The sequence below is a fragment of the Streptomyces sp. NPDC000880 genome (genome assembly GCF_053599675.1).
Genome location: NZ_JBSFMS010000117.1, coordinates 1 through 22,114 on the forward strand (window position 1 = coordinate 1; position 22,114 = coordinate 22,114).

The following is a 22,114-nucleotide window of genomic DNA, read 5'->3' on the forward strand; positions in this document are numbered from 1 at the left end:
GTCGTTCTCGCAGGCGTAATGCCCGCTCGCCCAAGCTGCGTTGGCCTCGACGACCGCTCGTCCGTCACCCCTCCACGCCGACGTCGAGCACGATCGCGCTCGACAGTACTGACCGCGATCCGGCCCGCTCGGCCGCCCGGCGTGTCGGAGCCGGCCCGGTCGTCAGAGCTTCGACAGCTCGTCGACCAGGTCGTCCAGCCCCAATGAGCCCTGCGACAGCGCCGCCATGTGCCACGCCTTTGAGTCGAACGCGTCGCCGTGTGCCTTGCGGGCGTTCTCCCGACCGAGCAGCCAGGCCCTCTCACCGAGCTTGTAGCCGATCGCCTGCGCCGGCATCGACAGATACCGGGTCAGCTCGCTCTCCACGAAGTCCGCGGGCCGCCCGCTGTGGCTGCCGAAGAACTCCTGCGCGAGCTCCGGAGTCCATCGCTCGCCCGGGTGGAACTCCGAGTCCGCCGGAATCTCCAGCTCCAGATGCATGCCGATATCCACGATCACCCGACACGCCCGCATCATCTGCGCGTCCAGATAGCCGAGCCTGCGCTCCGCGTCGGGCAGAAAGCCCAGCTCGTCCATCAGTCGCTCCGCGTACAGCGCCCAGCCCTCAGCGTTGGCGCTCACCCCGCCGATCGTCGCCTGGTAGCGGGAGAGCTGGTCCGCGACATGCACCCACTGCGCGATCTGCAGATGATGGCCGGGCACACCCTCGTGGTACCAGGTCGACACCAGGTCGTACACCGGGAAGCGGGTGGCGCCCATGGTCGGCAGCCAGGTGCGGCCCGGCCGGGTGAAGTCCTCCGACGGACCGGTGTAGTACGGCGCGGCCGCGCCGCCCGGCGGAGCGATCCGGGACTCCACCTTCCGTACCCGCTCGGCGAGTTCGAAGTGCGTGCCGTCCAGCGCCTCGATCGCCTCGTCCATCAGCCGCTGCAGCCAGACCCGCACCTCCTCGACACCCTCGATGTGCTCGCCGTGCACATCGAGATGGGCGAGCGCCTCCCACGGCCCGGCGCCCGGAAGGATCTTGTCGGCCTCGGTCTTCATCTCGGCCAGCAGCCGGTGGTACTCGGACCAGCCGTACGCGTACGCCTCGTCGAGGTCCAGATCGGTGCCGTTGAAAAAGCGCGACCAGCGGGCGTAGCGTTCCCGGCCGACGGTGTCGGGGGCGTCCACTACGGTCGGCGCGTACACATCGCGCATCCAGTCGCGCAGCTCGGCCAGCGCATTCGTTGCCGTGCGGGCCGCGGCGTCGAGCTCGGTGCGGAGGGTGTCTGGGCCGTCCGCCACGAAATCCTCGAACCAACTGCGGTCCGTGCCGAGCCACTCCGTCATCTGGCCGATATTGGTCTGGGTGGCACGGGGGCCGCCCAGGAGCTCGCGCTCCAGCCCCAGCTCCAGCGAGGCGCGGTAACCCTCCAGCGCGCCCGGCACCGCACGTAGCCGCTGCGCGATGGCCGCCCAGTCCTCATCGGTCTCCATCGGCGTCACGGTGAACACCTCGCGCACCGTGTGCACCGGCGAGCGTATGTTGCTCACCGTACGCAGCCCTTCATCGGCCTCGTGCACGGCGAGTTCGGCCGTCAGACGCTCTCGCAACAACCGGCCGCAGCGCCGCTCCGCATCGCTCTCGGCGCCCGGCAGTTTCTCGGCATCGTCGAGCCGGGCGAGCGTCTCGCGGGCCAGTTCGGCGATACCTTCCTGACCCGCGGGTGAGTAGTCGGGAAGGAAACCCGAACTCTCCTTGATTCCGAGGTATGTGCCGATGGTCGGGTCAAGTTCGATGAGTGCGTCGACGTAGGCGTCGGCGACCTGGCGCGGCAGCGCGCTGCTGAGAGTGACTGGCATGCGCATATCCTCATACGAGTGGGGCCTCCGCGTCACCATCATCAATGCCCCAGTGGCCTGTCAGGTGTGCGTCAGATCCGCCGACGGCGGGAGCAGCGGGCCGCAGTCCCACTGCTGGAATATCAACCGCGTTTCTACGCGGGTGACTTCGGGCCGCGAAGTGAATTCGTCCACCACCAGGCGCTGCAGATCCGCCGTGTCCGACACGGCCACATGCACCAAGTAGTCGTCGGGGCCCGTCAGATGGAACAGCGCCCGGGACTCGGGCAGTGCGCGGATCCGCTCCACGAACGGGCCGATCAGTTCGCGCCGGTGCGGACGCACCTGGACCGAGAGCAGCGCCTGCAGTCCCCGCCCCAGCCGGGCCGGGTCCAGGGCCAGCCGGTGCCCGAGTATCACACCCGAGCGACGCAGCCTCGCCACCCGGTCGAGACAGGTGGACGGAGCCACTCCGACCTCCGCCGCCAGGTCGCGATAGGTGGTCCGGGCGTCGTTCTGCAGTAGGCGGAGTATGTGGAGATCCACCGGGTCGAGAGCGACAGTTTCAGCCATTCGCCGAACGTAGCACGGGCCATAGTCCATACCCCCCGGTATGTGTTCAGAGTGCGGGCATGGAGAACAGAGCCTTCGCCGCCCCCGCATCCCGGGCGCTGGCCACCGAAGCAGTCCACGCCGGGCGCGAGGACCTCGCGCAGCTCGGCCTGCACGCCCCGCCGCTGGACATGTCCACCACCTACCCGTCGTACGACGCCGCCGCGGAGGCCGAGCGAATCGACGAGTTCGCCGCCACCGGCGCGCGCCTGGAGGGGCCGCCCGTCTACGCGCGGCTGGACAACCCGACGACGGCCCGCTTCGAGACGGCGCTGGCCAGGCTCGAGGGGACGGAGAGCGCGGTGGCCTTCGCCAGTGGCATGGCGGCTCTCACCGCCGTACTGCTGGCACGGGCGAGCCTGGGCCTGCGCCATGTGGTCGCCGTGCGGCCGCTGTACGGATGCAGTGACCATCTCCTCAGCGCCGGGCTGCTGGGGACCGAGGTGACCTGGACGGACCCGGCCGGCATCGCGGCGGCGATCCGGCCCGACACCGGTCTGGTGATGGTGGAGACACCCGCCAATCCGACGCTCGCGGAGGTCGATCTGCCTGCGGTGCGGCACGCCTGCGGCTCCGTGCCGCTGCTCGTCGACAACACCTTCGCCACCCCGGTGCTTCAACGGCCGGCGGAACACGGTGCGCGGATCGTGCTGCACAGCGCCACCAAGTATCTGGGCGGGCACGGCGATGTGATGGGCGGCGTGGTGGCCTGCGACGAGGAGTTCGCACGCATGCTGCGCCAGGTGCGCTTCGCCACCGGCGGCATATTGCACCCGATGGCCGGTTACCTGCTGCTACGCGGGTTGTCCACGCTTCCGGTGCGGGTCCGGGCCGCGTCCACCACCGCAGCCGACCTGGCCTGCCGGCTGTCCGCCGACCCGCGCGTCGCCCGCGTCCACTATCCGCGGGTGGGCGGGGCGATGGTCTCTTTCGAGGTTTACGGCGACCCGTACCAAGTGATCGCGGGCGTACGGCTGATCACACCGGCGGTCAGCCTCGGCAGCGTCGACACGCTGATCCAGCACCCGGCCTCCATCAGCCACCGCATCGTGGCTGAGGGAGACCGGCGCTCGGCGGGCGTCAGCGACCGGCTGCTGCGGCTGTCGGTCGGGCTCGAGGACGTCGAGGATCTGTGGCGCGATCTGACCGAGGCGCTCAGCGCTCAGCCTGTTCGAACCAGGAACGGGGGCGCACAGCGGTCGAGTCCAGTCGGGCGGTGATCACCAGCGTGCCCTCCTCGATCTGGTAGTCGAGCGGCAGGCCGAGGCCGCGCATGGCCGCGACCATGCCGGTGTTGGAGGACTGGGTCACCGCGTAGACGCTCTCGCAGCCGGCCTCGACGGCGAGCGCGACCAGTCGGCCGAGCAGCTCCGAGCCGATGCCGCGGCGCTGCCAGGCGTCCTCGACGACCAGGGCGACCTCGGTCTCGTTGCCGTCCCAGAGGAGATGACCGAGGGCGACGAGCCGGCCGGAGGTCGTCTGTGCGGCGAGGGTGCGGCCGAAGCGCGGGCTGAGGAGGTGGTTGAGGTAGCGGCCGGCGTCGCCGACCGGGCCGTGATAGCGCAGGCTCAGGGTGCGGTCGGAGCAGCGCTCGTGCATGGCCGTGGCCGCATCGACATCGCTCTGGTCGGCACGTCGCACGGTGATCTCATTGCCCTCGGGGAGGGTGAGGACGTCCTCGCTGCGCGGGATGCGCGGGCCGAGGCGGGCATCCAGCTCGACCAGGGCGCGGGCCCGGGCGAACTCCGTGGGTGTGAAGGGGAGATAGGGCCGCTCGACGGTGATCGCGCCGCCGTTCGGGTCGCGGAGCCGCATCACCGTGTCCTCCAGCACGCCTTCCACCGGCGGCGTCTCGCCCAGGGGGCGGCCGGTGAGCGTGACTGCCGGCAGCGAGTGGATGGTGCAGCGGCCGAGCAACTGCCGTAGTGCGAGCGGTAGTTCGGCCGCGTCGAGTGCCGTGCGGCTGGCCAGCCCTAGCACCCGGGTCGGGGTGTCGACGAGATCGTGGGCGTCGGCGCGCTCGATCCAGGTGCTGCTGCCGCCCGCCGCCGAGATCTCCCGGGTGAGCTGCTGGGCCTGGAGGGACGCGGGGGCGCGCAGCAGGAACTCGTCCACCGTGCCGTCGGCGAGCGGGTGTGTCTGGAGGGTGAGGATGTCGACGTGGTGGCGGGCGAGGGCGATGCACAGCGCGGCCAGGCTCCCGGGCGTGTCCCGCACGGTGGTCCGCATCCGCCACAGCATGGTCTCGCACACGTTGTCGTCCTGCCCGGCGGGCGCGGTCACGGCCTGTGCGTACGCCGTGGCGGCCGGTACCGCGTCGTCGGCGGTATGGGTGATCTCGGCCGGAGGTGCATGGCTGTGGCGTCGTGCCCACCATGTGTGGAAGGTGGCCGTGGCGACGAGGATCACGGCTGAGGTGATGAGCAGGAACGGGCCGTCAGGCCCGTGCCCGATCATGTTCGCCACGGCGTCGGCGACCGCCACCGCCGTGAACAACGCCGCCAGCTCGACGAGATCCCGCCGCCAGTGGTGTGGACGGCGGGCTGTCTTCGCAGAAGTCACATCAGTCATGACCTCACTGTGACCGAAGGGTGTTGCGTGATCACGAACGCTTTGTGACTGATGGGTTAAGCATGGATCTGGACCGCTATTGGCTGTTTTTCGCGGTTTCTGGCGTGGAGTGTTCGGCTCCACGCTTCAAGGCGGTCACCAGCCGGGACGCGACGGCGACCAGCTGGAAAGAGCCCCCGCGCCCAGGGAGAGCCGCGACCCCGGGTATCTCCGCCGCCCCGCTCTCGCTCTCACCGTCCCCGTCGTCCCCGCTCCCGTCGCGGCTGCCCCGCAATGCTCGACGCAGTCGGCGGCCACGGCGCGAGCCAGTCGGGGTCCCGGTCCGAAAGCAAGTCGAGTAGATAGGTAAAGGAACTGGCTGGTCAGGTCCCGGAGATGGCCCGCAACGCGTCCAGATGTCGCCGGTAGGCGGCGCGCCCCTCGGCAATCAGGGACAGCCACGTCCGCGTCCGCCGCCCGACCCGGCCCTTGTTCACCCCGACCCAGCCGGCTTCCTCAAGTGCCGCGACCTGCTTGGACAGCGCCGAGTCCGTGATCTCGACCAGATCGCGTACGAAACCGAACTCGGCCTTGTTCAGCGGTACCAGGGCCGCCACGATCGACAGCCGGACGGGCGAGGCCAGCAGCGGGGCGAGTGCATGGCGGGGATGCGTACCCGACCCCTTCTCGGACTTCCAGGGCTTCTCGGACTCCTGCGCCTGATCCGCATGCTCCGTCATGCCGACCGCCGCGTCTCCTGCCAGGCCCCGACCGCCGGCGGCAGCGCGCACCCCAGGGCCCCGGCCACGACGAACGCCACACTGTTCTCGAAGGCCGAGACGCTCAGCGCGATGGTGACGCCGTAGGCGACCGCCCACGCGCCGATGACGCTGCCGTGCTTGACACCGAACCCCCTGCGGACGACGCGTTGCGGCGGCGTACACACTGAGCCCACCCACCATGCGACCGCCTCGCGCAGTGCCGACTACAACGCGCACCCGCGCTGCCGGGCAGGGGCGGAGGCCGCGGGGAGCAGTTCCCAGGCGGCGTTCCAGGAGTCACCCCGGGAAGGCCCGCCGGGCCGCACTGGCGCCGCTGCGTGCCCTCAGCCGGCCGCAGTGGGGACGGCTTGCCCTGCTCGCCGCCGTCGGCATGGTCGGCTTCAATCTGGCGATCCTGGCCGCGGAACGTACCTCGGAGCCGCCGTTCCGGGCGTGTTCGCCGGCTGCGCGCCCGTCATCGTCGCGGTGCTCGTACCGCTCCTGGACGGCCGTCGGCCCGCCCGACCCGTGCTGTACGGGGCCCTGCTCGTCGCCGCCGGGGCCTTCACCGTGCAGGGCTGGGGCCGTACCGACTCGGTGGGCATCCTCTGGTCGGTGGGCGCGCTGGTCGGCGAGGTGGGCTTCGCCGTACTGGCCACACCCGTGCTGCGACCGCTCGGCCCCAAGCTGCTGACCGCCACCGCCACCGCCACCGCCACCGCCACCGCCTGCGGCATCGCGGCCGTCGAGTCCACCGTCGTCGGCCTGGTCCTCGACGGCGCGCGCTTCGTGCGGATGCCCGACCAGGCCGAGACGACAGCGCTGCTGTGGCAGGCGGCTGTGGTCACCGTCGTCGGCTTCGTCACCTGGTACATGGGCGTGCAGCGCATCGGCGCCGAGCGCGCCACGCTCTTCACCGGGCTGATCCCCGTCGCCGCCGCCCTCACCGCGCCCCTGGTGGGCACAGGGACGTTCGGTGCGGCCCAGGCGGCGGGCGGTGTGCTGGTCGGAGCGGGCGCGGCCCTCGGCTCCGGGGTGTTCGCGAAGCGGTCAGCGGCTGCCGTCCAGGATGACGCGCGCGACAAGCGCGGGGTTGTCGTTCATGGGCACATGGCCGCAGCCGGGCAGCCGCACCAGCCGTGCCCCGGGGATGACGTGCTTGGCCCTGATGCCCTGGCGGCGCAGCAACAGCCGGTCTCGCGTCCCCCAGCCGATGGTGACCGGCACATCGGGGACGTCGTCGCGGAACAGGACGGAGCGCCCGGCGGCAAGCGTCTCGTGGAAACCGGTGGCCCGGCGCAGCGCGAGGGTCTCGGCGACGGCCGCCTCGGGTGAACGTCGTCCGGGCCGGGCGTAGATACTGCTGGTCAGCGCCGCCCGCCCGGCCGCCGTGCGGGACAGGCTCTCGATCAGCGGCAGCGGCATCGACTGCGCCCCGAACCGCATCGCGCGCAGCGTCCCGAAGGCGTAGAGCCGCTCGCGCTCCGTCCAGAAACCGGCGGGCGAGAGCGCCGTCACCGACCGTACGAGCTTCTCCCGGCCCAATTCCAGGGCGAGCAGCCCGCCGAGGGAGTTCCCCGCCACATGGGGGCGCTCGATCTCCAGCGCCTCGCAGAGCGAGCCGAGGAGCGAGCCCACGGTGGCGAGGTCGTACGACACGCCGTCGGGCAGCGCCGGAGAGCTGCCGAAGCCGGGCAGGTCGACGGCGATGACATCACGCTCGGCGGCCAGGCTCCCGAGGACCGGCTCCCATGCCTGCCAGTGGTGCCCGATGCCGTGGAGCAGCAGCAGCGGCTCACCCTCGCCGGCGCGCTCGTAGGTGACGGACAGCGTGTGGCTGCCCCTGGGGGACTCGATGGAGAACGAGATCTTCGCGGCCATGCTTGCTGCTCCCTGGTATCGCCCACGATGGCGCGGGCGGTGTCGCCCACGTGAAGACGTTTTAGACGGATCGTCAGTAACAATTACCGCTCAGTAGCTTCCAGTTCAAGGGGGCATGCGGGTTGAAGGCTGCCTGGACAGACGGTGCGCGGTCGGTTGGGATGGAGAGGTGGCAACAGACACCGTGACTGAGGTCTTCGAAGAGCACCGGCCTGTGCTGACCGGGGTGGCCTATCGCATGCTCGGCCGGGTGGCCGACGCCGAGGATGTGGTGCAGGATGCCTGGCTGCGCTGGTCGGCCGAGGACCGCAGTGGCGTCCGCGAACCATGTGGCTTTCTCGTGCGCATCACCACCCGCCTCGCCGTCGACCGGCTGCGGCACGTCAAGTCGCGGCGCGAAGCATACGTCGGCCCCTGGCTGCCCGAGCCGATCGCCACGGACTTCGGGCCGACCCTCCCCGATACGGCTGAGCGCGCCGTCCTCGCCGAATCCGTCTCGCTCGCGGTCCTCGTCGTACTGGAATCGCTGTCCCCGCTGGAGCGCGCGGTGTTCGTGCTGCGCGAGGCCTTCGGATTCCCGTACGGAGAAATCGCCACCACGCTCGACAGGTCCGAGGTGGCTGTGCGCCAGCTCGCGGGCCGGGCGCGCCGGCATGTGGAGGAGCGCAAGCCCCGCTACGACGTCGACCCCGGCGAATGCCGAGACCTCACCGAGCGCTTCCTGGCCGCCGCGTCCGGCGGCGACCTGGACGCGCTGCTGACCCTGCTGGCGCCCGATGTGCGCCTGGTCGGCGACAGCGGCGGCAAATCCAAGGCCCCGCTGCGGGTCATGGACAGTGCGGACAAGGTCGGCCGCTTCCTGTTCGCCGTGGCCAAGGAGCCGATCCGGGAACTGGGCGTCCGCTTCGTGGAGCTCAATGGCGCGCCCGCGCTGCTCGTCCTCTCCGCCGGAAAACCGGACAGTGTATTCCAGTTGGAGGTTCTGGATGGACGGATCCAATGCATCTACATCATTCGCAACCCTGACAAACTCGCCTCTCTGGCTGTTGCCTAGCCGCTCCCGTAGCCGCGCGCCGGACCCCGCGCCCCAAGAGGGCGCGGGGTCTTGTGCTGCCTGCGTTTCACAGGGGCACGAACGTCCCGTGAACGCTCTGCGAAGTCGGTTGGTTCCCCTGTGTAACCAACAGAGGATTGGTCTTGACCAAGGGGGAGTGCCGTCCTATGGTCGGCAGAGTTAGTGCAGGAACCTTTAATAAACAAGGGCGCGGAATAGCCGCCGCTGACACGGCGATTGCGGAGGATCAGGGTGGGGACCACGCAGCTGGAATCGGTGCCGGAGCCCAAGTACTGGCACCTCAAGACCGTGCTCAGTGAAGCGCTCGACTCGGATTTCGCGGTGGGGGAGATCCTGCCCAACGAGCGTGAGCTCGCCGCTCGCTTCGGAGTCGCCCGCGCCACACTCCGGCAGGCGCTCGAACAGCTTGAGCTGGAAGGCCGATTGCAGCGGCGTCGCGGCGTCGGCACGACCGTCGCCCCGCCGCGCATGGGCGTGGACGTCTCCACCACCGCGCACACCTGGCCGGGCGCCGCAGAGGACGCCTGGCAGTCCGTCGACTGCACGACGGCGGTGCCGCCACTGGCGGTGGCCCGGCTGCTCGACACCGACACGGGTGAAGAGACCCACACCGTACGCAGGCTGCGCGTGACGCACGGCCAGTCGGTCGCGGCCGAGCTGCTGTACGTTCCGGCCTCGTCCGTGCCCGAGCTCTCCGCCATCGACGCGCCGTCTGGGCCGGCCCGGGCCCGCGCCGTACTGCGTGAGCTCCAGCGCCTCGACCTCGAGGGCCAGGACCGGGCGGTGGAGCTGGGCTCGGCCCGTGTGGACGACGCCAAGGAGCTCGACCGGCTGCCGGGCGCGCCCGTGCTGGTCGTCACCACGCGGTACTTCTCCGAGGGCAGGGCCGCGGCCGTCTCGGTGGCCACGTACCGGGCCGACACCTGTCGGCTCACCTTCGGTGACTCGGGTGACCTGGAGATCAGTCACCACGACGAGGAGCGCCGCGCTTCCTGAATCCGGCCCTGTCAGTACGGCCCGTCGCACCGAGCTCGCGCTCAGCGGCGGGCCGTCACCGTTCCCTCGACAGCGAAGAGCTGCTCCTCGACATGGTCGAGCGCGAGGCGCAGCGCACCGGTCGCCACGGCCGCCTCGCCGAGCAGCGAGAGGGTCACCCGTGGCGGCCGAAGACAGTACCGTGACAGCTCGTCGCGCAGCGGATCGAGTAGGCCGTCGAGCCCCGCAGCCCAGCCGCCGACCACCACCAGCTCCGGGTCGAGCGCCAGCACGAGTGCCGCCACATCGTGCACCAGGCGCTGGATGAACCGCTCGACCGCCTCCTGCGCCCTGGGATCGCCCTGCCTGGCGAGGGCGAAGACATCGGCGACCGCCTGCTCGTCCAGCGGGTGCAGCGGCTCGTCCGTCGTCGACAGCAGCTTCTCCGGGGTCACCTCGCGGCCCAGCAGATGCAGCGCTCCGATCTCGCCCGCCGCGCCGCCGTAGCCGCGGTGCAGCCGCCCGCCGATCAGCGAGCCCGCACCCGGGCTGAGCCCGGCCAGTACGAACACGATGTCGTCGGACTCGGTCGCGGCGCCCTTCCAGTGCTCGGCGACCGCGGCCGCGTTCGCGTCGTTCTCCACCAGCACCGGGCAGCGGAACGACCTGCGCAGCCTCTCGCCGAGGGCGAGCCCGGTCCAACCGGGCAGGGCGGTCCCGAGCCGTACGGTTCCGTCGGCCTCCACGATCCCCGGGGAACCGACCCCGACGGCGCGCAGGCTGCTGCGCGCGACCCCGGCCCGCCGCAGCACGTCGGCGACGAGCACGCGCACCCGCTCCAGCCGCTCGTCCTCGCAGGCCGTCTCCGACACATCCCGGGACCCCGCACCGATGATGCGCCCGTCCAGGCCCGAGAGCAGCGCGGCGATACGGTGCGAGCCGATCTCGACACCCAGCAGATGACCGGCCTCGGCCCGGAACCTGAACCGCCGGGCCGGGCGTCCCTGACGGCGCGCACCGCCCTCCTCGGGGACGGTCTCGACGACCAGGCCGGCCCCGATGAGCCCCTCGGTCACGCCCTCGACTGTCGGCCGGGAGAGCCCGGTGATCCGGGTCAGGTCTGTGAGCGTGGGGGAGTCAGCGCCCCGCAGTGCATGGAGTACCACCGCGGAATTGATCCGCCGCAGCAGCGACGGGTCTCCGCCGGTCAGCCGCCCCACCGTGTGCCTCCCCGCTCGAGCGCGTGTTTGCCGGATCGTACTCGCTGGCCGCGACCGCGGCGAACGTCTGCGGAACGGAGCCGGAGCGTCAGGCAGGGGCCACGAAACCGGACTCGTACGCGGCGACGACCGCCTGAGTCCGTTCGCGGGCGCCCAACTTGGGTATCAGGGTCTCCCTGACGGCTGTTCCGAACAGGGGACTGTTCTACGCCGCGGGCAAGCTGACCGTAGTGGGCGGGCCGGCGTTCGTCGTCGGCCTGGTCACGAGTCTGAGCTGCTTCCTGTCCGGGCAGGCAATCATCGACAAGGGATTCGGCATAGGCATCGGCGACCCGGGAGCGCTGCGTGCGGTCGTCGGCTGCGCTCTCTACTTCGCGCTGATCAGCCTGCTGTTGGCCGGTCTCGCAGCCCTGCTGCGCAGTGTGACTGGTGCGCTGAGCCTGCTCGTTCCGCTGTTCCTTACTGCCTTTCCTGATCGTGGACGTATCGCGCGACAGCAGCGCCGCCGAGTTCCTCCCGGACCGGGCGGGGCAGCAGATCCTGCTGCAGGATCCTGCGGGGACGCTGGGACCCGGGAGCGGCATGGCGGTCCAGCGGTCTGGAGCGCATTGGCGACAGCGGCGGGTTGGTGGGCGCTGCGGCGGCGCGGCGCCTGACGGACAGCCAATTGCCAGTGCCGGCAGGTCTACTTCAGTGCATGACCACCGCACGGCATCTCGAAATCATCGACCTGCTGCGCACCCGAGGACCGGTGGATAGCGGTCGGACTGTCCGAGCTCCAGCTGCCGGCCGTGGTGACCGAGATAGACCCGCCCTAGCGATCCTGGAGCGAGCCGCTACGGAGTGAGCTGTGATGGAGCGAGGGGTCCTGGAGCGAGGGGTCCTCTTCCGCCGCGGAGCGCAGCCGCGCGAATTCTTCGGCCATCGTCTGCGCGGTCCAGTGGGTGTTGAGCCCGCTCGGATTGGGCAGCGCCCAGATCCTCGTCTCCCCGATCGTGCGCTCCTGCGGCCCGATCTTCGCCTTCCGCTCGCCGAAGGCCGTGCGGTACGCCGTCACGCCGACGACCGCCAGCCACCGCGGCCGCAGCCGCTTCACCTTAGCGGTCAGCAGGCGCCCGCCTTCGCGGAACTCCTCGTCGCTCAGCTCATCGGCGCGCGCCGTCGCCCGGGCCACCGCATTGGTGATGCCGAGACCGTGGCCGAGGAGCTCGTCCTGCTCCGCAGGCCTGAACTGACGCGGTGTGAAGCCCGACAGATGCAGCACTGGCCAGAACCGGTTGCCGGGGCGGGCGAAGTGATGCCCCGTCGCCGCCGTCATCAGGCCGGGGTTGATGCCGCAGAACAGCACGGAAAGACCGCCCGCCACCACATCCGGAACGATGCGGTCGCGGGCGGCCTCGAGCTCGGTGGGGGTCAGAGGATCGACCCCGGGGTGTAGCCGGCGGCCTCCGGGTGCTGCTTGACGATCTCCTCGATCCGGGAGACCACCGCCGCCACCTGGTCGGCGGCCGCGCCCGTGAACGACAGCTTGTCGGCCATCAGCGCGTCCAGTTGCGCCCGGTCCAGCGGGATCCGCTCGTCCGCGGCGAGCTTGTCGAGCAGCTCATTGCGCTCGGCGCCCTGCTCACGCATCGCCAGCGCAGATGCGACCGCGTTCTCCTTGATGGCCTCGTGCGCGAGCTCGCGGCCCACCCCGGCCCGTACAGCGCTCATCAGCACCTTGGTCGTGGCGAGGAAGGGGAGGTACCGGTCCAGCTCACGGGCGACGACGGCGGGGAACGCCCCGAACTCGTCGAGCACCGTCAGGAAGGTCTCCAGCAGGCCGTCGAAGGCGAAGAACGCGTCCGGCAGCGCCACCCGGCGCACCACGGAGCAGGACACGTCGCCCTCGTTCCACTGGTCGCCCGCCAGCTCGCCGGTCATCGAGGCGTAGCCGCGCAGGATGACCATCAGGCCGTTGACGCGCTCGCAGGAGCGGGTGTTCATCTTGTGCGGCATCGCGGAGGAGCCGACCTGGCCGGGCTTGAAGCCCTCGGTGACCAGCTCGTGCCCGGCCATCAGCCGGATCGTCTTGGCGAGGGAGGACGGCGCGGCGGCCAGCTGCACCAGCGCGGACACCACGTCATAGTCGAGGGACCGGGGGTAGACCTGGCCGACCGAGGTGAAGGCGTGCGCGAAGCCGAGGTGCCTGGCGATGCGCTGCTCCAGCTCGGCGAGCTTCGCTGCATCGCCGCCCAGCAGGTCGAGCATGTCCTGCGCGGTGCCGACCGGGCCCTTGATGCCGCGCAGCGGGTAGCGGCCCAGCAGGTCCTCGAGCCGTCCGTACGCCACAAGCAGCTCGTCGGCCGCGGTCGCGAACCGCTTGCCCAGGGTCGTGGCCTGCGCGGCGACATTGTGTGACCGCCCGGCCATCACCAGCTCGGCGTACTCACCGGAGAGCTTGCCCAGCCGGGCGAGCACGGCGACCGTGCGGTCGCGCATCAGCTCCAGCGAGAGCCGGATCTGCAGCTGCTCGACGTTCTCGGTCAGGTCGCGGGAGGTCATGCCCTTGTGGACCTGCTCGTGGCCCGCGAGGGCGTTGAACTCCTCGATCCGCGCCTTCACATCGTGGCGGGTGACCTTCTCGCGCTCGGCGATCGACGCCAGGTCGACCTGGTCGAGCACCCGCTCGTAATCGGCGATCGCGGACTCGGGCACCTCGATGCCGAGGTCCTTCTGGGCGCGCAGCACCGCGAGCCAGAGCTGACGCTCCAGCTTCACCTTCTGCTCGGGGGACCACAGGACGGCCAGCTCCGCGGAAGCGTAGCGGCCGGCCAGGACATTGGGGATGCGAGGCTTCGCAGACACAGCAGTCACGTGTCCAGAGTTTACCTGTCGTCTTCAGCGGTTCGTGAGCGTCCACAAAGTCCATAAGGTCCAGGTCCGAGGCTTCTAGACCACCGTCTCACACACAGCGTGTGAGACACGCGTGAGACGAAACGGACCCGGGCCGGTGATTCCAGCACCGCCGGGGCACTCTCCGCTTTCGAGCACACGGAGCAAACGCGCGGCCCCTCAGTCCCGCCCCGCTACGCCCCCGTGGACGAGGACCACTATCCCTGTCCCACGTCGACCTGCGCCCTGTCCATCTCCAGTTGGTCGGGCATTTCCGTTCGTGGCCCTGCGCCTGTCCAACGTCCACCTGGTGGAGGACTACGCGCTGGTGCCTGGGTACTGGACCGACCGCACGCGCGCAAGTGGAACCTGTGGGGTGACGTGGACGCACGCGACGTGGCGCAGGCGTGCCGGCTCGGGCTGACCGCCGCCGTCACGGGCGCGTCCAGCTATGTCATCGCCGTGGCCGACACGATCATGGACCGCCCCTCCGTGGAACTCCTCGCCACAGTCCTCCCCGACGTGAAGATGACCCGCGAGATTGGCACGTACGAGACGCTGCTCAGCGTGCGGCAGGCCCGTGAGGTGCTGGGATACGAGCCGCGGCACTCGTGGCGGGACACCGTCGACAACTGAGGCGTCGGCCAGTGCGCCGGGGGCGGGCACGAGGGGAGCCGGGCAGCCGGCGGGATCAGCGGGCCGCCCACGCCGCCACCGCGGTCGTCACCGGCGCCCCCGTACGCGCCGACTCGTCGATGGCCAACGCCAGCAGGTGGTCCTGGCAGCCCTCGGCCAGCGGATACGGTTCCGGGCCGGCGTCCCGGACCCATGCGCCCGTACGGCACAGCAGGTCCACCACGGCGAGGTCGTCCTCGGACAGGCTCCCGCCCAGATAGTCGTTGCGCCACACCACCCGTCCGTCGAACGAGATGTGGTGCACCTCCGCCCCTTCGAGGTTGAGGTCAGTGCCGGTGCGGCGACGCATCAGCGGGGACTCCACGGGCGTGCGCGGATCGGCCATCCGCACCACCGTGTCGTCCACGATCTCGCCGAGCGAGCCGCGCACCACGATCCGGCGGGCGCGCAGCGGATTCCACCACTGGTTGTCCGTGAAGTCGTACAGGCCCGTGCGGGCCCCGCCGAAGTCCAGGAGAGCGAGGGTGGTGACTGCGTCCTTGGGCGTGAGGTCGTCCGACCAGCCGCCGGGGGACAGCGGGTCGGCGAGCGGGGCGGTGAAGGCCCGGGCGGCCACCGTCACGGGCCCGCAACCGACACCCAGCGTGTGCCGGATCAGCGACATCGCGTGATACATGTGGGTCGAGGAGACCTGGACGGACGTGACCTCGCCGATCACCCCTTCTCGTACGAGGGCGATACGAGCGGCGTGGCCGGGCATCAGTGTGTACTGCTCCGCGACCTGGACGAGTCCGCCGCCCCCGGCACGCGTCGCGCCTCCCACGGCATCCCACAACTCTCGAAGCCCGCGCACGTCGGGCGCCGGCGGTGTCTCCGCGAGGACCGGCACCTCGTGCTCGACGAGTTCCCGGACGACCTGGGGCGCGACCTCCGACGGCAGCGACGCGATCACGAACTCCGGTTCGGTGCCGCACAGTTCGCCGACCTTCCGGAAGGCGGGCACCCCCCATTCCGCTTCCACCTGGGCGACGCGTTCGGCCGAGCGCGTCACCACGCCGGCCACCGCCAGCCGTTCGGGCAGCGCCCTCGCCAGCCGGGCGAAGAACTCGGCCCGCCAGCCACTGCCCACGATGCCGAACCGTATGGGTGCTGCGCTCACGTGTCCGCTCCTCCCCGCATCCGGGCCGCGAGTCCAACCCGGCGACCCTGCCACGCGCCGCCACGACGGCGTACCCGCCGGGGCGTACGGGACCTGGACATGATGGCACTTGCCAGGCGTCGCCCGGGAGGCGGATGCCCGGTCCCGGCACCGTTCAGGGAAGGCCAAGCTGCCCTCCGAGGATCGGCCTCACCACTGGTACGGCAGGAACGTGCCGTCGAGTACGACCACCGCCCGGTCGCGTGCCCGGTCGCGGACGCGCCGGACGTCCAAGCGGAAGTTGACGGCGCTCATGATGCCGTCGCCGAACTGCTCGTGAATGAGTTTTTTGATGGTCGGGCCGTAGACCTGGAGCACTTCGTAAAGCCGGTACATGGTCGGGTCGACGGGGACGGCGGAGTCGAGCGCCGCGGGTGGGCTGCAGTCGCAGGGCGAACTTGGTGTCCTCATCGAGGTCGAGGAGGGAGGCCGCGGTGTTCGCCGCATCCGCGCGGAGCGGATGCTGTCCCAGCAAAGCGGCGGTGGTCCATGCCACCGGTCGTCCGATCGCCTCGGCGATCTGGGTCCAGGTCAGTCCGAGCGGCCTTCGACCCGCGGACCGCCTCCGCCGCCTCTTGCTTGGTCGTCATGACGTTCCTTCCGTAGTCCTGGGCAACCCGTGATCACGCAGCAGCCGCCGGTATGCGTGTAGCGATGTTGGCCTTGCTCGCACGCGGAGGGGCCGGCCACGGCCGGCGCGAGGGCACTCGGTCATCGCGGGATCCGTCCGGCGGCGCGAGCGCGCCGGGCCTGAGAGGACACCGGTCTGCCGCGGGCGCCACGCGCGCGGCCGGGGCCGGAGGAGGGTGCCGCCCACCCCCGGCCGGCCGCCCTCAGTGCCTCGGTGCCCGCCCGCCACCGTGGTCAGCTGCGCAGGTAGGAAGCCCCGTTGACGTCGATGATCGTGCCGCTTGCGAACACCGCCTCCGGCGAGGCGAGCCACAGCACCGCGGCCGCGACCTCCTGCGGGCGGGCCACCCGCCCGAACGGCGACTGCCGGCGCACCGCCTCGCCGTCCGGGCCGTCGAGGACCGAGCGGGCCATGTCGGTGTCCACGAAGCCCGGCGCCACCGTGGCCACGCTGATGTTCCGACCGGCCAGCGCCACGGCCATCGACTGGCCGAAGGCGTTCAGCGCCGCCTTGGACGCGCCGTACGCCGGGCAGTCGGGTTCGCCGCGGAACGCCCCGCGGCTGGAGACGTTGACAACCGCGCCGCCGCCCGCCGCCACCAGGTGCGGCACCGCGCAGAACGTCGCGTTGGCCGCGCCGGTGAGATTGGTGCCGAGCGTCGCCGACCACACCGCCTGCCACTGTTCGTACGAGGTGCTCAACGCCGGGTGCGCCAGGAACACGCCGGCGTTGTTGACCAGCACGTCCAGACGCCCCAGATCCGCGGCGGCCGTGTCCACGGCACGCCGCACCGCCTCCGCGTCGGCCATGTCCGCCCGGACGGTGACGTGCCCCTCGCCCGGAAGCGACGCCGCCACCTGCTCGGCCTCCCGCGCGGACCTGTTGTAGTGCACCGCGACCCGGTCCCCGGCCTGCGCGAACGCCGCGGCGACGGCCCGGCCGATGCCCCGGGACGCGCCCGTGACCAGCACTCCGCGGTTCACTTGGCCACCTCCGCGACACCGTCGATCAGCCGCTGCACGTCCTCGCCGTCGACGTACGGGGCGAGCCCGGCACGCACCGCGCCGGTGTCGCCGAGCCCCAGCAGCCGCGACGCCTCAAGCGCGTAGAAGTTGCCCGCGGGGGCGTTCACACCGAGCCGCGCCAGCCGCTCGTAGACCCCCCGGCCGGGCACTCCCGCCACGGAGAAGAACACCGTCGGCGTACGGCGTGCCGGCGCTCCGTACAGCCGCACCTTGCCGATGCCCGACAGCCCCTCCAGCAGCCGCCCCAGCAGTTCCTCCTCGTATGCCTCGACCGCTCGCATCGACTCCAGCACCCGGCTGCGCCGGTCGCCCGCGGAGGACGCCAGGGAGGCGATGTAGTCCACGGCCGCGGTCGTGCCGGCGAGCATCTCGTACGGCAGGGTGCCCAGCTCGAAGCGTTCCGGCACGTCATCGGTGGACGGCAGCAGCTTGTCCGGGCGCAGTTCCTCCCACAGAGCCGGATCGGCGACCACGACCCCGTGGTGGGGGCCGAAGAACTTGTACGGCGAGCACGAGAAGAAGTCGGCGCCCAGGGTGGCCAGGTCGACCGGCGCGTGCGGGGTCACGTGCACCCCGTCCACGTACAGCAAGGCTCCGGCCTCGTGGACGGCCGCGGCGATCGCCGCTATGTCGGGGCGTGTGCCCAGCACGTTCGACGCCCCGGTGACCGCCACCAGCCGGGTCCGGCTGGACAGCTGTTCCCGGACGGCGTCGACGCTCAACTCGCCGCTCCCGCGGTCGAACGCGGCCCACCGCACCACCGCACCGGCGGACTCGGCCGCCTGGATCCAAGGCCGGATGTTGGCATCGTGGTCGAGACGGGTGACGACCACCTCGTCACCGGCTGTCCACTGCCGCGCCAGGGCCCGGGAGACGTCGTACGCCGCCTGCGTCGCCGACCGGGTAAAGGCCACGCCGCGCGGCTCGCAGCCGAGCAGGTCCGCCATGGCCTGCCGCGCGTCCTTGACGACGTGCTCGGCACGGCGCTCGGCGGCTGTCACCGTGCCACGGTTGGAGATGCCCGAGCACATCACCGCGGCCATCGCGTCGGCGACCTGGCGGGGCACCTGTGAGCCACCCGGCCCGTCGAAGTGGGCCACCTTTTCCCTCAGCGCGGGGAAGTCGTTACGGATTCGCAGGACATCGAGATGCATGCGCCCATCCTGCCGGAGCACGGATACCGCGCGGGCTGGGTCACACGGATCCGGACCCGTCGGCCGGTGCGGATGCCGGGCGCCGTACCGGGGTGCCCCCCTCGGGTGGCGTCCCCGGGTCCCCGGCGGTGGGGTACGGGGCGAAACGGGTCGACATCCAATGGCCGGCCCCCACTGCCTGGCCGAAGCGCGCCGCACCGGCGCCGCACGGCCGAGCCCTGTCCCCGCGCCCTGCAATTCCCGGCCTCAGGCGCGCTGGAGCGCCGACCGCATCACGGACGTGTTAGCGGAGCTGGAGCGTCTGGCCGCCGAACACCTGGCGGGGGGAGCCACCCGCATTGGCATGAAGGCGCTGTTTGAGGCCCTGCGCTGGCGACGCCTGCCGCACGGTGTGCGCGGGCTCAACAAAAAACAGCTTCACCAGCCTGTGCGCCCGCAAGCTCATCGAGCACAACCCCCACTGGGCACCCGCCTTCGAGCTGCGTCGCCGCCGGACCCCGTAGAATTTCTCGCGCCCGAGCCGCTCCGATCTTTTGCACCCGACCCGTTCCCCACCCCTTTGGAGCTCCCAGGAATCCGCGCGGATCCTGGGGCCTCGCGGCGCAGTGCGCCCAGCATGGGCGATCGATTGGGGGTGGAAGTCCCCTGGGGGAAGAGGTGGTGCTTACCCCCCGAACGTTCTCACTCCACTTGGCAATCCCGCAGCTCAGCTCAAGATTCACAGACAAGTGCAATGCGACGGGACACCCTGTCCGGACGCCGGATTCCGGGGCGGCGCCGAGCAACGTCCTGGCCAGGAAGGAGTCAACGGAACGCCGTGACCTGGGGCGTTCGGCAAGCGACTGGCCATCCTGACGGTGCTGTCCTGTCGCCCTTTCGGGTGGTTTCCAGTCATTTACGTGGTTCGGGTATCTCGGCGGCCGGATGATTTCCCTTCGGGTCGTGTCCTGCGGCCCGGGGAAGGATGGTGCGTACACCGATGAGCACGACGCGACGAACAGTTCTGGGTGCTGCCGTGGCCGCGCCCTTGCTGGCCCAGTTTGCAGGGACGGCGTCCGCCGCTGCGGACGACAAGTGGGGCACCATCTCCGATGGTTGGGTCGAGGTCCGCTGGACCGAGCAGGTCCAGGCGGAGCTGGACCGGGTGGGGGCCGTGGTCGAGGCTGTGGCTCCGGCCCGGCTGTTCAGGGACTCCCGCGGTCCGGCGGTGCGGTTCCCCGTGCGTTCCGGCAAGGGTGATCCCTCGCTGAAACGCCTCCCGAAGGCTAAGGGCGACGGCGCTCTGGAGGGCGGGATCGCGGTCAGCACGCCGAACGGTAGCTTCCGGGTCGTCAACCTGCAAAGTGTCCTGCAGGACGGGTTGGCATCCGGGAAGTGCACGGTCAACGGCATCGAGGCGGGGCACCGCTCGGTGTTCCGGTGCGGTCTGGCCGAGGGCCTGCTGACCACCAGCAATGTGCCGGTGGGCCAGCCGCTAAAGGCCCGGGTCAGCGACGTGCCGCTGCACTCCACCCCCGAGTTGCTGGAGGTGTATGCCGCCACTTTCGGCGTGCCCGTGTTCACCGCCGACACGCTGTTGGCGTACGCGACCGCGGAGGGCGTGTACGCCCCGCCGAAGGCGTGAGGTGAGGGCTGGCCCTGGGCTCAGGAGGTCGGGGCCCGCTCCACCGGGCGCGCGGGGCCGGGAAGACTGCCGCCGAAGCGGCGCTGGCGGCTGGCATACGCCGTGACGGCCTCCTGTAACTGTGCCAGGCCAAAGTCGGGCCAGGGGATCGGATCGAAGACCAGCTCAGCGTAGGCGAGGTGCCAGGGCAGGAAGTTACTGATCCGCTGCTCGCCTGAGGTCCGGATCAGCAGATCGATGTCGGGAAGGCCGGGCACGTACATGTTCCGGGCCAGGTCGGCGGGGCCGATGTCCTCGGGGCTCATAGTCCCTGCGACCGCCTCGGCGGCCAGCGCGCGGGCGGCTTCGACCAGTTCCTCTCGTCCCCCGTAGTCGACACAGACGGTCAGCGACAGCACATCGTTGTTCGACGTCATGCTCTCCACCAGCGTCAGGGCAGAGGCGAGCGACGGCTCGATGCGGTCGCGCCGCCCGCACCAGCGCACCTGTACACCCAGTTCGTGCAGCCACTCGATGCCCCGGGCGATCCCGTCGCCCATGGTTTCGAACAGGGTGGCCAGTTCTTCCTGGGAGCGGTGCCAGTTCTCGGTGGAGAACGCGTAAATGCTCAGGTGCCGGATTCCCAGTCGCAGGGCGGCGTTGACCAGGCGCATCGCGGCCCACTCGCCTGCTTGATGGCCCTGGAAGGTCGGCAGACCCCGCCGCGTGGCCCACCGCCGGTTGCCGTCCATGATCACCGCGACATGGCCCGGCACCGCACCTGCGTGCGGCCAGGCTGGGCGGCGGCACGCCGCACCGGTCGATGTCAGTGGCTCGAGCCCGTCGGTGAAGACCCGAGCCTGCCGAAGCGTGACTTCGTCGAACTGCAGCTGCGCCCCGAGGAGCAGGGCATGCAGGAACGGCTGGTACTCAAGGCTCACCATCCCGGTCACCGGCGCTGCCTGCTCCAGCAGGCCACGCCAGCGGTCGAGCTGGATGACCACCAGCTCATCCAGCGCCTCCTGCCGCTCACCACATTGGAGGTCGCCGACCTCTAGCCCCAGTTGCCGCAGGTCGGTGCGCGGCAGGTAGCACCGGCCGGCGGCGAGGTCGACCGGCAGGTCCTCAAAGATGTCCACCAGCTGGCACACCTCGCCCAGCACGGAGGTCAACGACGACACCTCCGGCCCCCTCGCATCCAGCAGCGGAGTCCAAATCTCGGCGGTCGCTCCGGATACTCCCTGCAGATAGCGCCGCTGATCCGCGAACGTTTCGAAGACGGGCGGGGAAGCGCAGTCCGCCTGAATGCAATCGAGAAACTTCTCGACCACCGCACAGTCGAGATCCCACCGCCGCACCGTGTCCACGAACGCCCGCCGCAGCGGGTGCTCGCTGCACCCGGACCGCAGTTCCTCCAAGGTCTCGGCGCGCCATCGGGCGATCCGCTTCTCACGGTCCGCCTGCGCTCCGCCCTCGTCGGCGATGCGGTCGGTTCCCACCAGGAAGGCGTGCACGGCATGTACGTGGGGGCGGATCGCGACGGGCAACATCTCAGTCGCCCTCCACATCGGTGCCAGGAACTGCTCCGTCTCGGCCGCGCACAGCTCGTAGGACTCACGCAGCTCGGGCGAACCGAACGCAACCTCGTTCCCCAACATGTGCAGATCTCCCCTTCATCCGCGCTGCCGGTACAAGACCCGCAGCCCCGGCAGCGCGGCAGGCGGCGGCGCCTCCTCACCGACCCACGGTCGAGGACTTCCACCATCCCTAACGACACGTCAACCGGCCGGTACCGGCCTGGGTGACAGACCGCTGGGTCTATCAGGAATTAGGATCTGGCTCACTTTCGGTGGTGAGGCAGTGTGCTGGTGGGTCGTTGACATGGCGTGCGTGACGTCAACGAGCTTGTAGACGTGGTGTTTTCGGGTCTGTGCCCGCTGGTCATCGAGGGCGTGGTTGATGAGACCGAGCTGATTGTGGTGCGGGCACGGACACCGCAGGACCCGGCGCCGTGCCCGAGCTGCGGGGCGCCGTCCGGCCGTGTGCACGGCTATCACCTGCGGACGGTGGCCGATGTGTCGGTGGACGGGCGGCG

Annotated in this window: 20 protein-coding genes and 3 pseudogenes; 7 read left to right on the top strand and 16 right to left on the bottom strand. The window is 70.6% G+C overall.

The annotated features are described in order from the left end of the window. Positions 1–162: 162 nt before the first annotated feature. On the bottom strand, positions 163–1,845 hold the full coding sequence (locus tag ACWDO5_RS28455) for a DUF885 domain-containing protein (RefSeq protein ID WP_450533224.1): 1,683 nt from the start codon (positions 1,843–1,845) through the stop codon (positions 163–165). A gap of 60 nt (positions 1,846–1,905) precedes the next feature. Continuing rightward, a complete protein-coding gene (locus tag ACWDO5_RS28460; RefSeq protein ID WP_450533225.1) occupies positions 1,906–2,397 on the bottom strand; it encodes an Lrp/AsnC family transcriptional regulator in 492 nt (163 codons plus the stop codon). 59 nt (positions 2,398–2,456) lie between these two features. On the opposite strand from ACWDO5_RS28460, the gene ACWDO5_RS28465 reads away from it, so the two are divergent. Beyond that, on the top strand, positions 2,457–3,656 hold the full coding sequence (locus ACWDO5_RS28465) for a trans-sulfuration enzyme family protein (RefSeq protein ID WP_450533226.1): 1,200 nt from the start codon (positions 2,457–2,459) through the stop codon (positions 3,654–3,656). Here ACWDO5_RS28465 and ACWDO5_RS28470 read toward each other — a convergent pair. The 4 genes from ACWDO5_RS28470 to ACWDO5_RS28485 all read right to left on the bottom strand — a co-directional run bounded on the left by ACWDO5_RS28470 (position 3,592) and on the right by ACWDO5_RS28485 (position 7,628). Then, positions 3,592–5,007 carry a GNAT family N-acetyltransferase gene (locus ACWDO5_RS28470; protein ID WP_450533227.1) on the bottom strand — a complete coding sequence of 472 codons (1,416 nt, stop codon included), beginning with the start codon at positions 5,005–5,007 and terminating at the stop codon, positions 3,592–3,594. The two genes, ACWDO5_RS28465 and ACWDO5_RS28470, sit on opposite strands and share 65 nt — an antisense overlap. Before the next feature lie 362 nt (positions 5,008–5,369). Next, on the bottom strand, positions 5,370–5,726 hold the full coding sequence (locus ACWDO5_RS28475) for a transcriptional regulator (protein ID WP_450533228.1): 357 nt from the start codon (positions 5,724–5,726) through the stop codon (positions 5,370–5,372). Beyond that, positions 5,723–5,932, bottom strand: coding sequence for a hypothetical protein (locus ACWDO5_RS28480; protein ID WP_450533229.1), 210 nt, complete (start codon positions 5,930–5,932; stop codon positions 5,723–5,725). The genes ACWDO5_RS28475 and ACWDO5_RS28480 overlap by 4 nt, the downstream gene beginning before the upstream one ends. A gap of 865 nt (positions 5,933–6,797) precedes the next feature. Beyond that, positions 6,798–7,628: an alpha/beta fold hydrolase gene (locus ACWDO5_RS28485; RefSeq protein ID WP_450533230.1), complete on the bottom strand. Its 831-nt coding sequence runs from the start codon at positions 7,626–7,628 to the stop codon at positions 6,798–6,800. Positions 7,629–7,797: 169 nt separating this feature from the next. Between ACWDO5_RS28485 and ACWDO5_RS28490 the strand changes: the two genes are divergently transcribed. Together ACWDO5_RS28490 and ACWDO5_RS28495 are read left to right on the top strand one after the other, a co-directional pair. Continuing rightward, a complete protein-coding gene (locus tag ACWDO5_RS28490; protein ID WP_450533231.1) occupies positions 7,798–8,682 on the top strand; it encodes an RNA polymerase sigma-70 factor in 885 nt (294 codons plus the stop codon). Positions 8,683–8,934: 252 nt separating this feature from the next. Next, positions 8,935–9,699, top strand: a complete 765-nt coding sequence (locus tag ACWDO5_RS28495; protein WP_450533232.1) for a GntR family transcriptional regulator — start codon at positions 8,935–8,937, stop codon at positions 9,697–9,699. Between the two features lie 41 nt (positions 9,700–9,740). Here the strand turns inward: ACWDO5_RS28495 and ACWDO5_RS28500 are convergent, their stop codons facing one another. Together ACWDO5_RS28500 and ACWDO5_RS28505 are read right to left on the bottom strand one after the other, a co-directional pair. Further along, positions 9,741–10,898 (bottom strand): ROK family transcriptional regulator, encoded by a 1,158-nt coding sequence (locus tag ACWDO5_RS28500; RefSeq protein WP_450533233.1) that lies wholly within the window; start codon positions 10,896–10,898, stop codon positions 9,741–9,743. An 88-nt stretch (positions 10,899–10,986) separates the two neighbouring features. Next, positions 10,987–11,067, bottom strand: a pseudogene (locus tag ACWDO5_RS28505) (DNA-binding response regulator); the annotation flags it as partial. Here ACWDO5_RS28505 and ACWDO5_RS28510 point away from each other — a divergent pair. After that, positions 11,057–11,554, top strand: a complete 498-nt coding sequence (locus ACWDO5_RS28510; RefSeq protein ID WP_450533234.1) for an ABC transporter permease — start codon at positions 11,057–11,059, stop codon at positions 11,552–11,554. The pseudogene ACWDO5_RS28505 and the gene ACWDO5_RS28510 overlap by 11 nt on opposite strands. Positions 11,555–11,712: 158 nt before the next feature. Here ACWDO5_RS28510 and mug read toward each other — a convergent pair whose 3' ends face one another. Next, positions 11,713–12,315 (bottom strand): G/U mismatch-specific DNA glycosylase, encoded by a 603-nt coding sequence (gene mug, locus ACWDO5_RS28515; RefSeq protein ID WP_450533247.1) that lies wholly within the window; start codon positions 12,313–12,315, stop codon positions 11,713–11,715. Continuing rightward, complete coding sequence (gene purB / locus ACWDO5_RS28520; RefSeq protein WP_450533236.1) at positions 12,312–13,754, bottom strand: adenylosuccinate lyase; 1,443 nt, start codon at positions 13,752–13,754, stop codon at positions 12,312–12,314. Before purB ends, mug begins: the two co-directional genes overlap by 4 nt. Before the next feature lie 399 nt (positions 13,755–14,153). Here purB and ACWDO5_RS28525 point away from each other — a divergent pair, with 399 nt between their 5' ends. Next, positions 14,154–14,408, top strand: a complete 255-nt coding sequence (locus tag ACWDO5_RS28525) for a hypothetical protein (protein ID WP_450533238.1) — start codon at positions 14,154–14,156, stop codon at positions 14,406–14,408. Positions 14,409–14,463: 55 nt separating this feature from the next. Here ACWDO5_RS28525 and ACWDO5_RS28530 read toward each other — a convergent pair whose 3' ends face one another. From ACWDO5_RS28530 to ACWDO5_RS28550, 5 genes and pseudogenes are all read right to left on the bottom strand, one after another. Beyond that, positions 14,464–15,567, bottom strand: coding sequence for a Gfo/Idh/MocA family protein (locus ACWDO5_RS28530; RefSeq protein WP_450533239.1), 1,104 nt, complete (start codon positions 15,565–15,567; stop codon positions 14,464–14,466). 189 nt (positions 15,568–15,756) lie between these two features. Continuing rightward, positions 15,757–15,924 (bottom strand): cyanase, encoded by a 168-nt coding sequence (locus tag ACWDO5_RS28535; RefSeq protein WP_450533240.1) that lies wholly within the window; start codon positions 15,922–15,924, stop codon positions 15,757–15,759. A gap of 124 nt (positions 15,925–16,048) precedes the next feature. Then, positions 16,049–16,102 (bottom strand): annotated as a pseudogene (locus ACWDO5_RS28540) (hypothetical protein); the annotation flags it as partial. A 368-nt stretch (positions 16,103–16,470) separates the two neighbouring features. Further along, positions 16,471–17,220, bottom strand: a complete 750-nt coding sequence (locus ACWDO5_RS28545) for an SDR family NAD(P)-dependent oxidoreductase (protein ID WP_450533242.1) — start codon at positions 17,218–17,220, stop codon at positions 16,471–16,473. After that, on the bottom strand, positions 17,217–18,416 hold the full coding sequence (locus ACWDO5_RS28550) for a cysteine desulfurase-like protein (protein ID WP_450533243.1): 1,200 nt from the start codon (positions 18,414–18,416) through the stop codon (positions 17,217–17,219). Before ACWDO5_RS28550 ends, ACWDO5_RS28545 begins: the two co-directional genes overlap by 4 nt. Before the next feature lie 979 nt (positions 18,417–19,395). On the opposite strand from ACWDO5_RS28550, the gene ACWDO5_RS28555 reads away from it, so the two are divergent. Next, the gene (locus tag ACWDO5_RS28555) at positions 19,396–20,040 is read left to right on the top strand and encodes a hypothetical protein (protein ID WP_450533244.1); all 645 of its coding nucleotides are present in this window, start codon (positions 19,396–19,398) and stop codon (positions 20,038–20,040) included. A 20-nt stretch (positions 20,041–20,060) separates the two neighbouring features. Here ACWDO5_RS28555 and uppS read toward each other — a convergent pair whose 3' ends face one another. Next, the gene (uppS, locus tag ACWDO5_RS28560; protein ID WP_450533245.1) at positions 20,061–21,677 is read right to left on the bottom strand and encodes a polyprenyl diphosphate synthase; all 1,617 of its coding nucleotides are present in this window, start codon (positions 21,675–21,677) and stop codon (positions 20,061–20,063) included. A 228-nt stretch (positions 21,678–21,905) separates the two neighbouring features. Between uppS and ACWDO5_RS28565 the strand changes: the two are divergent. Continuing rightward, a pseudogene (locus ACWDO5_RS28565) lies at positions 21,906–22,114 on the top strand (ISL3 family transposase); the annotation flags it as partial.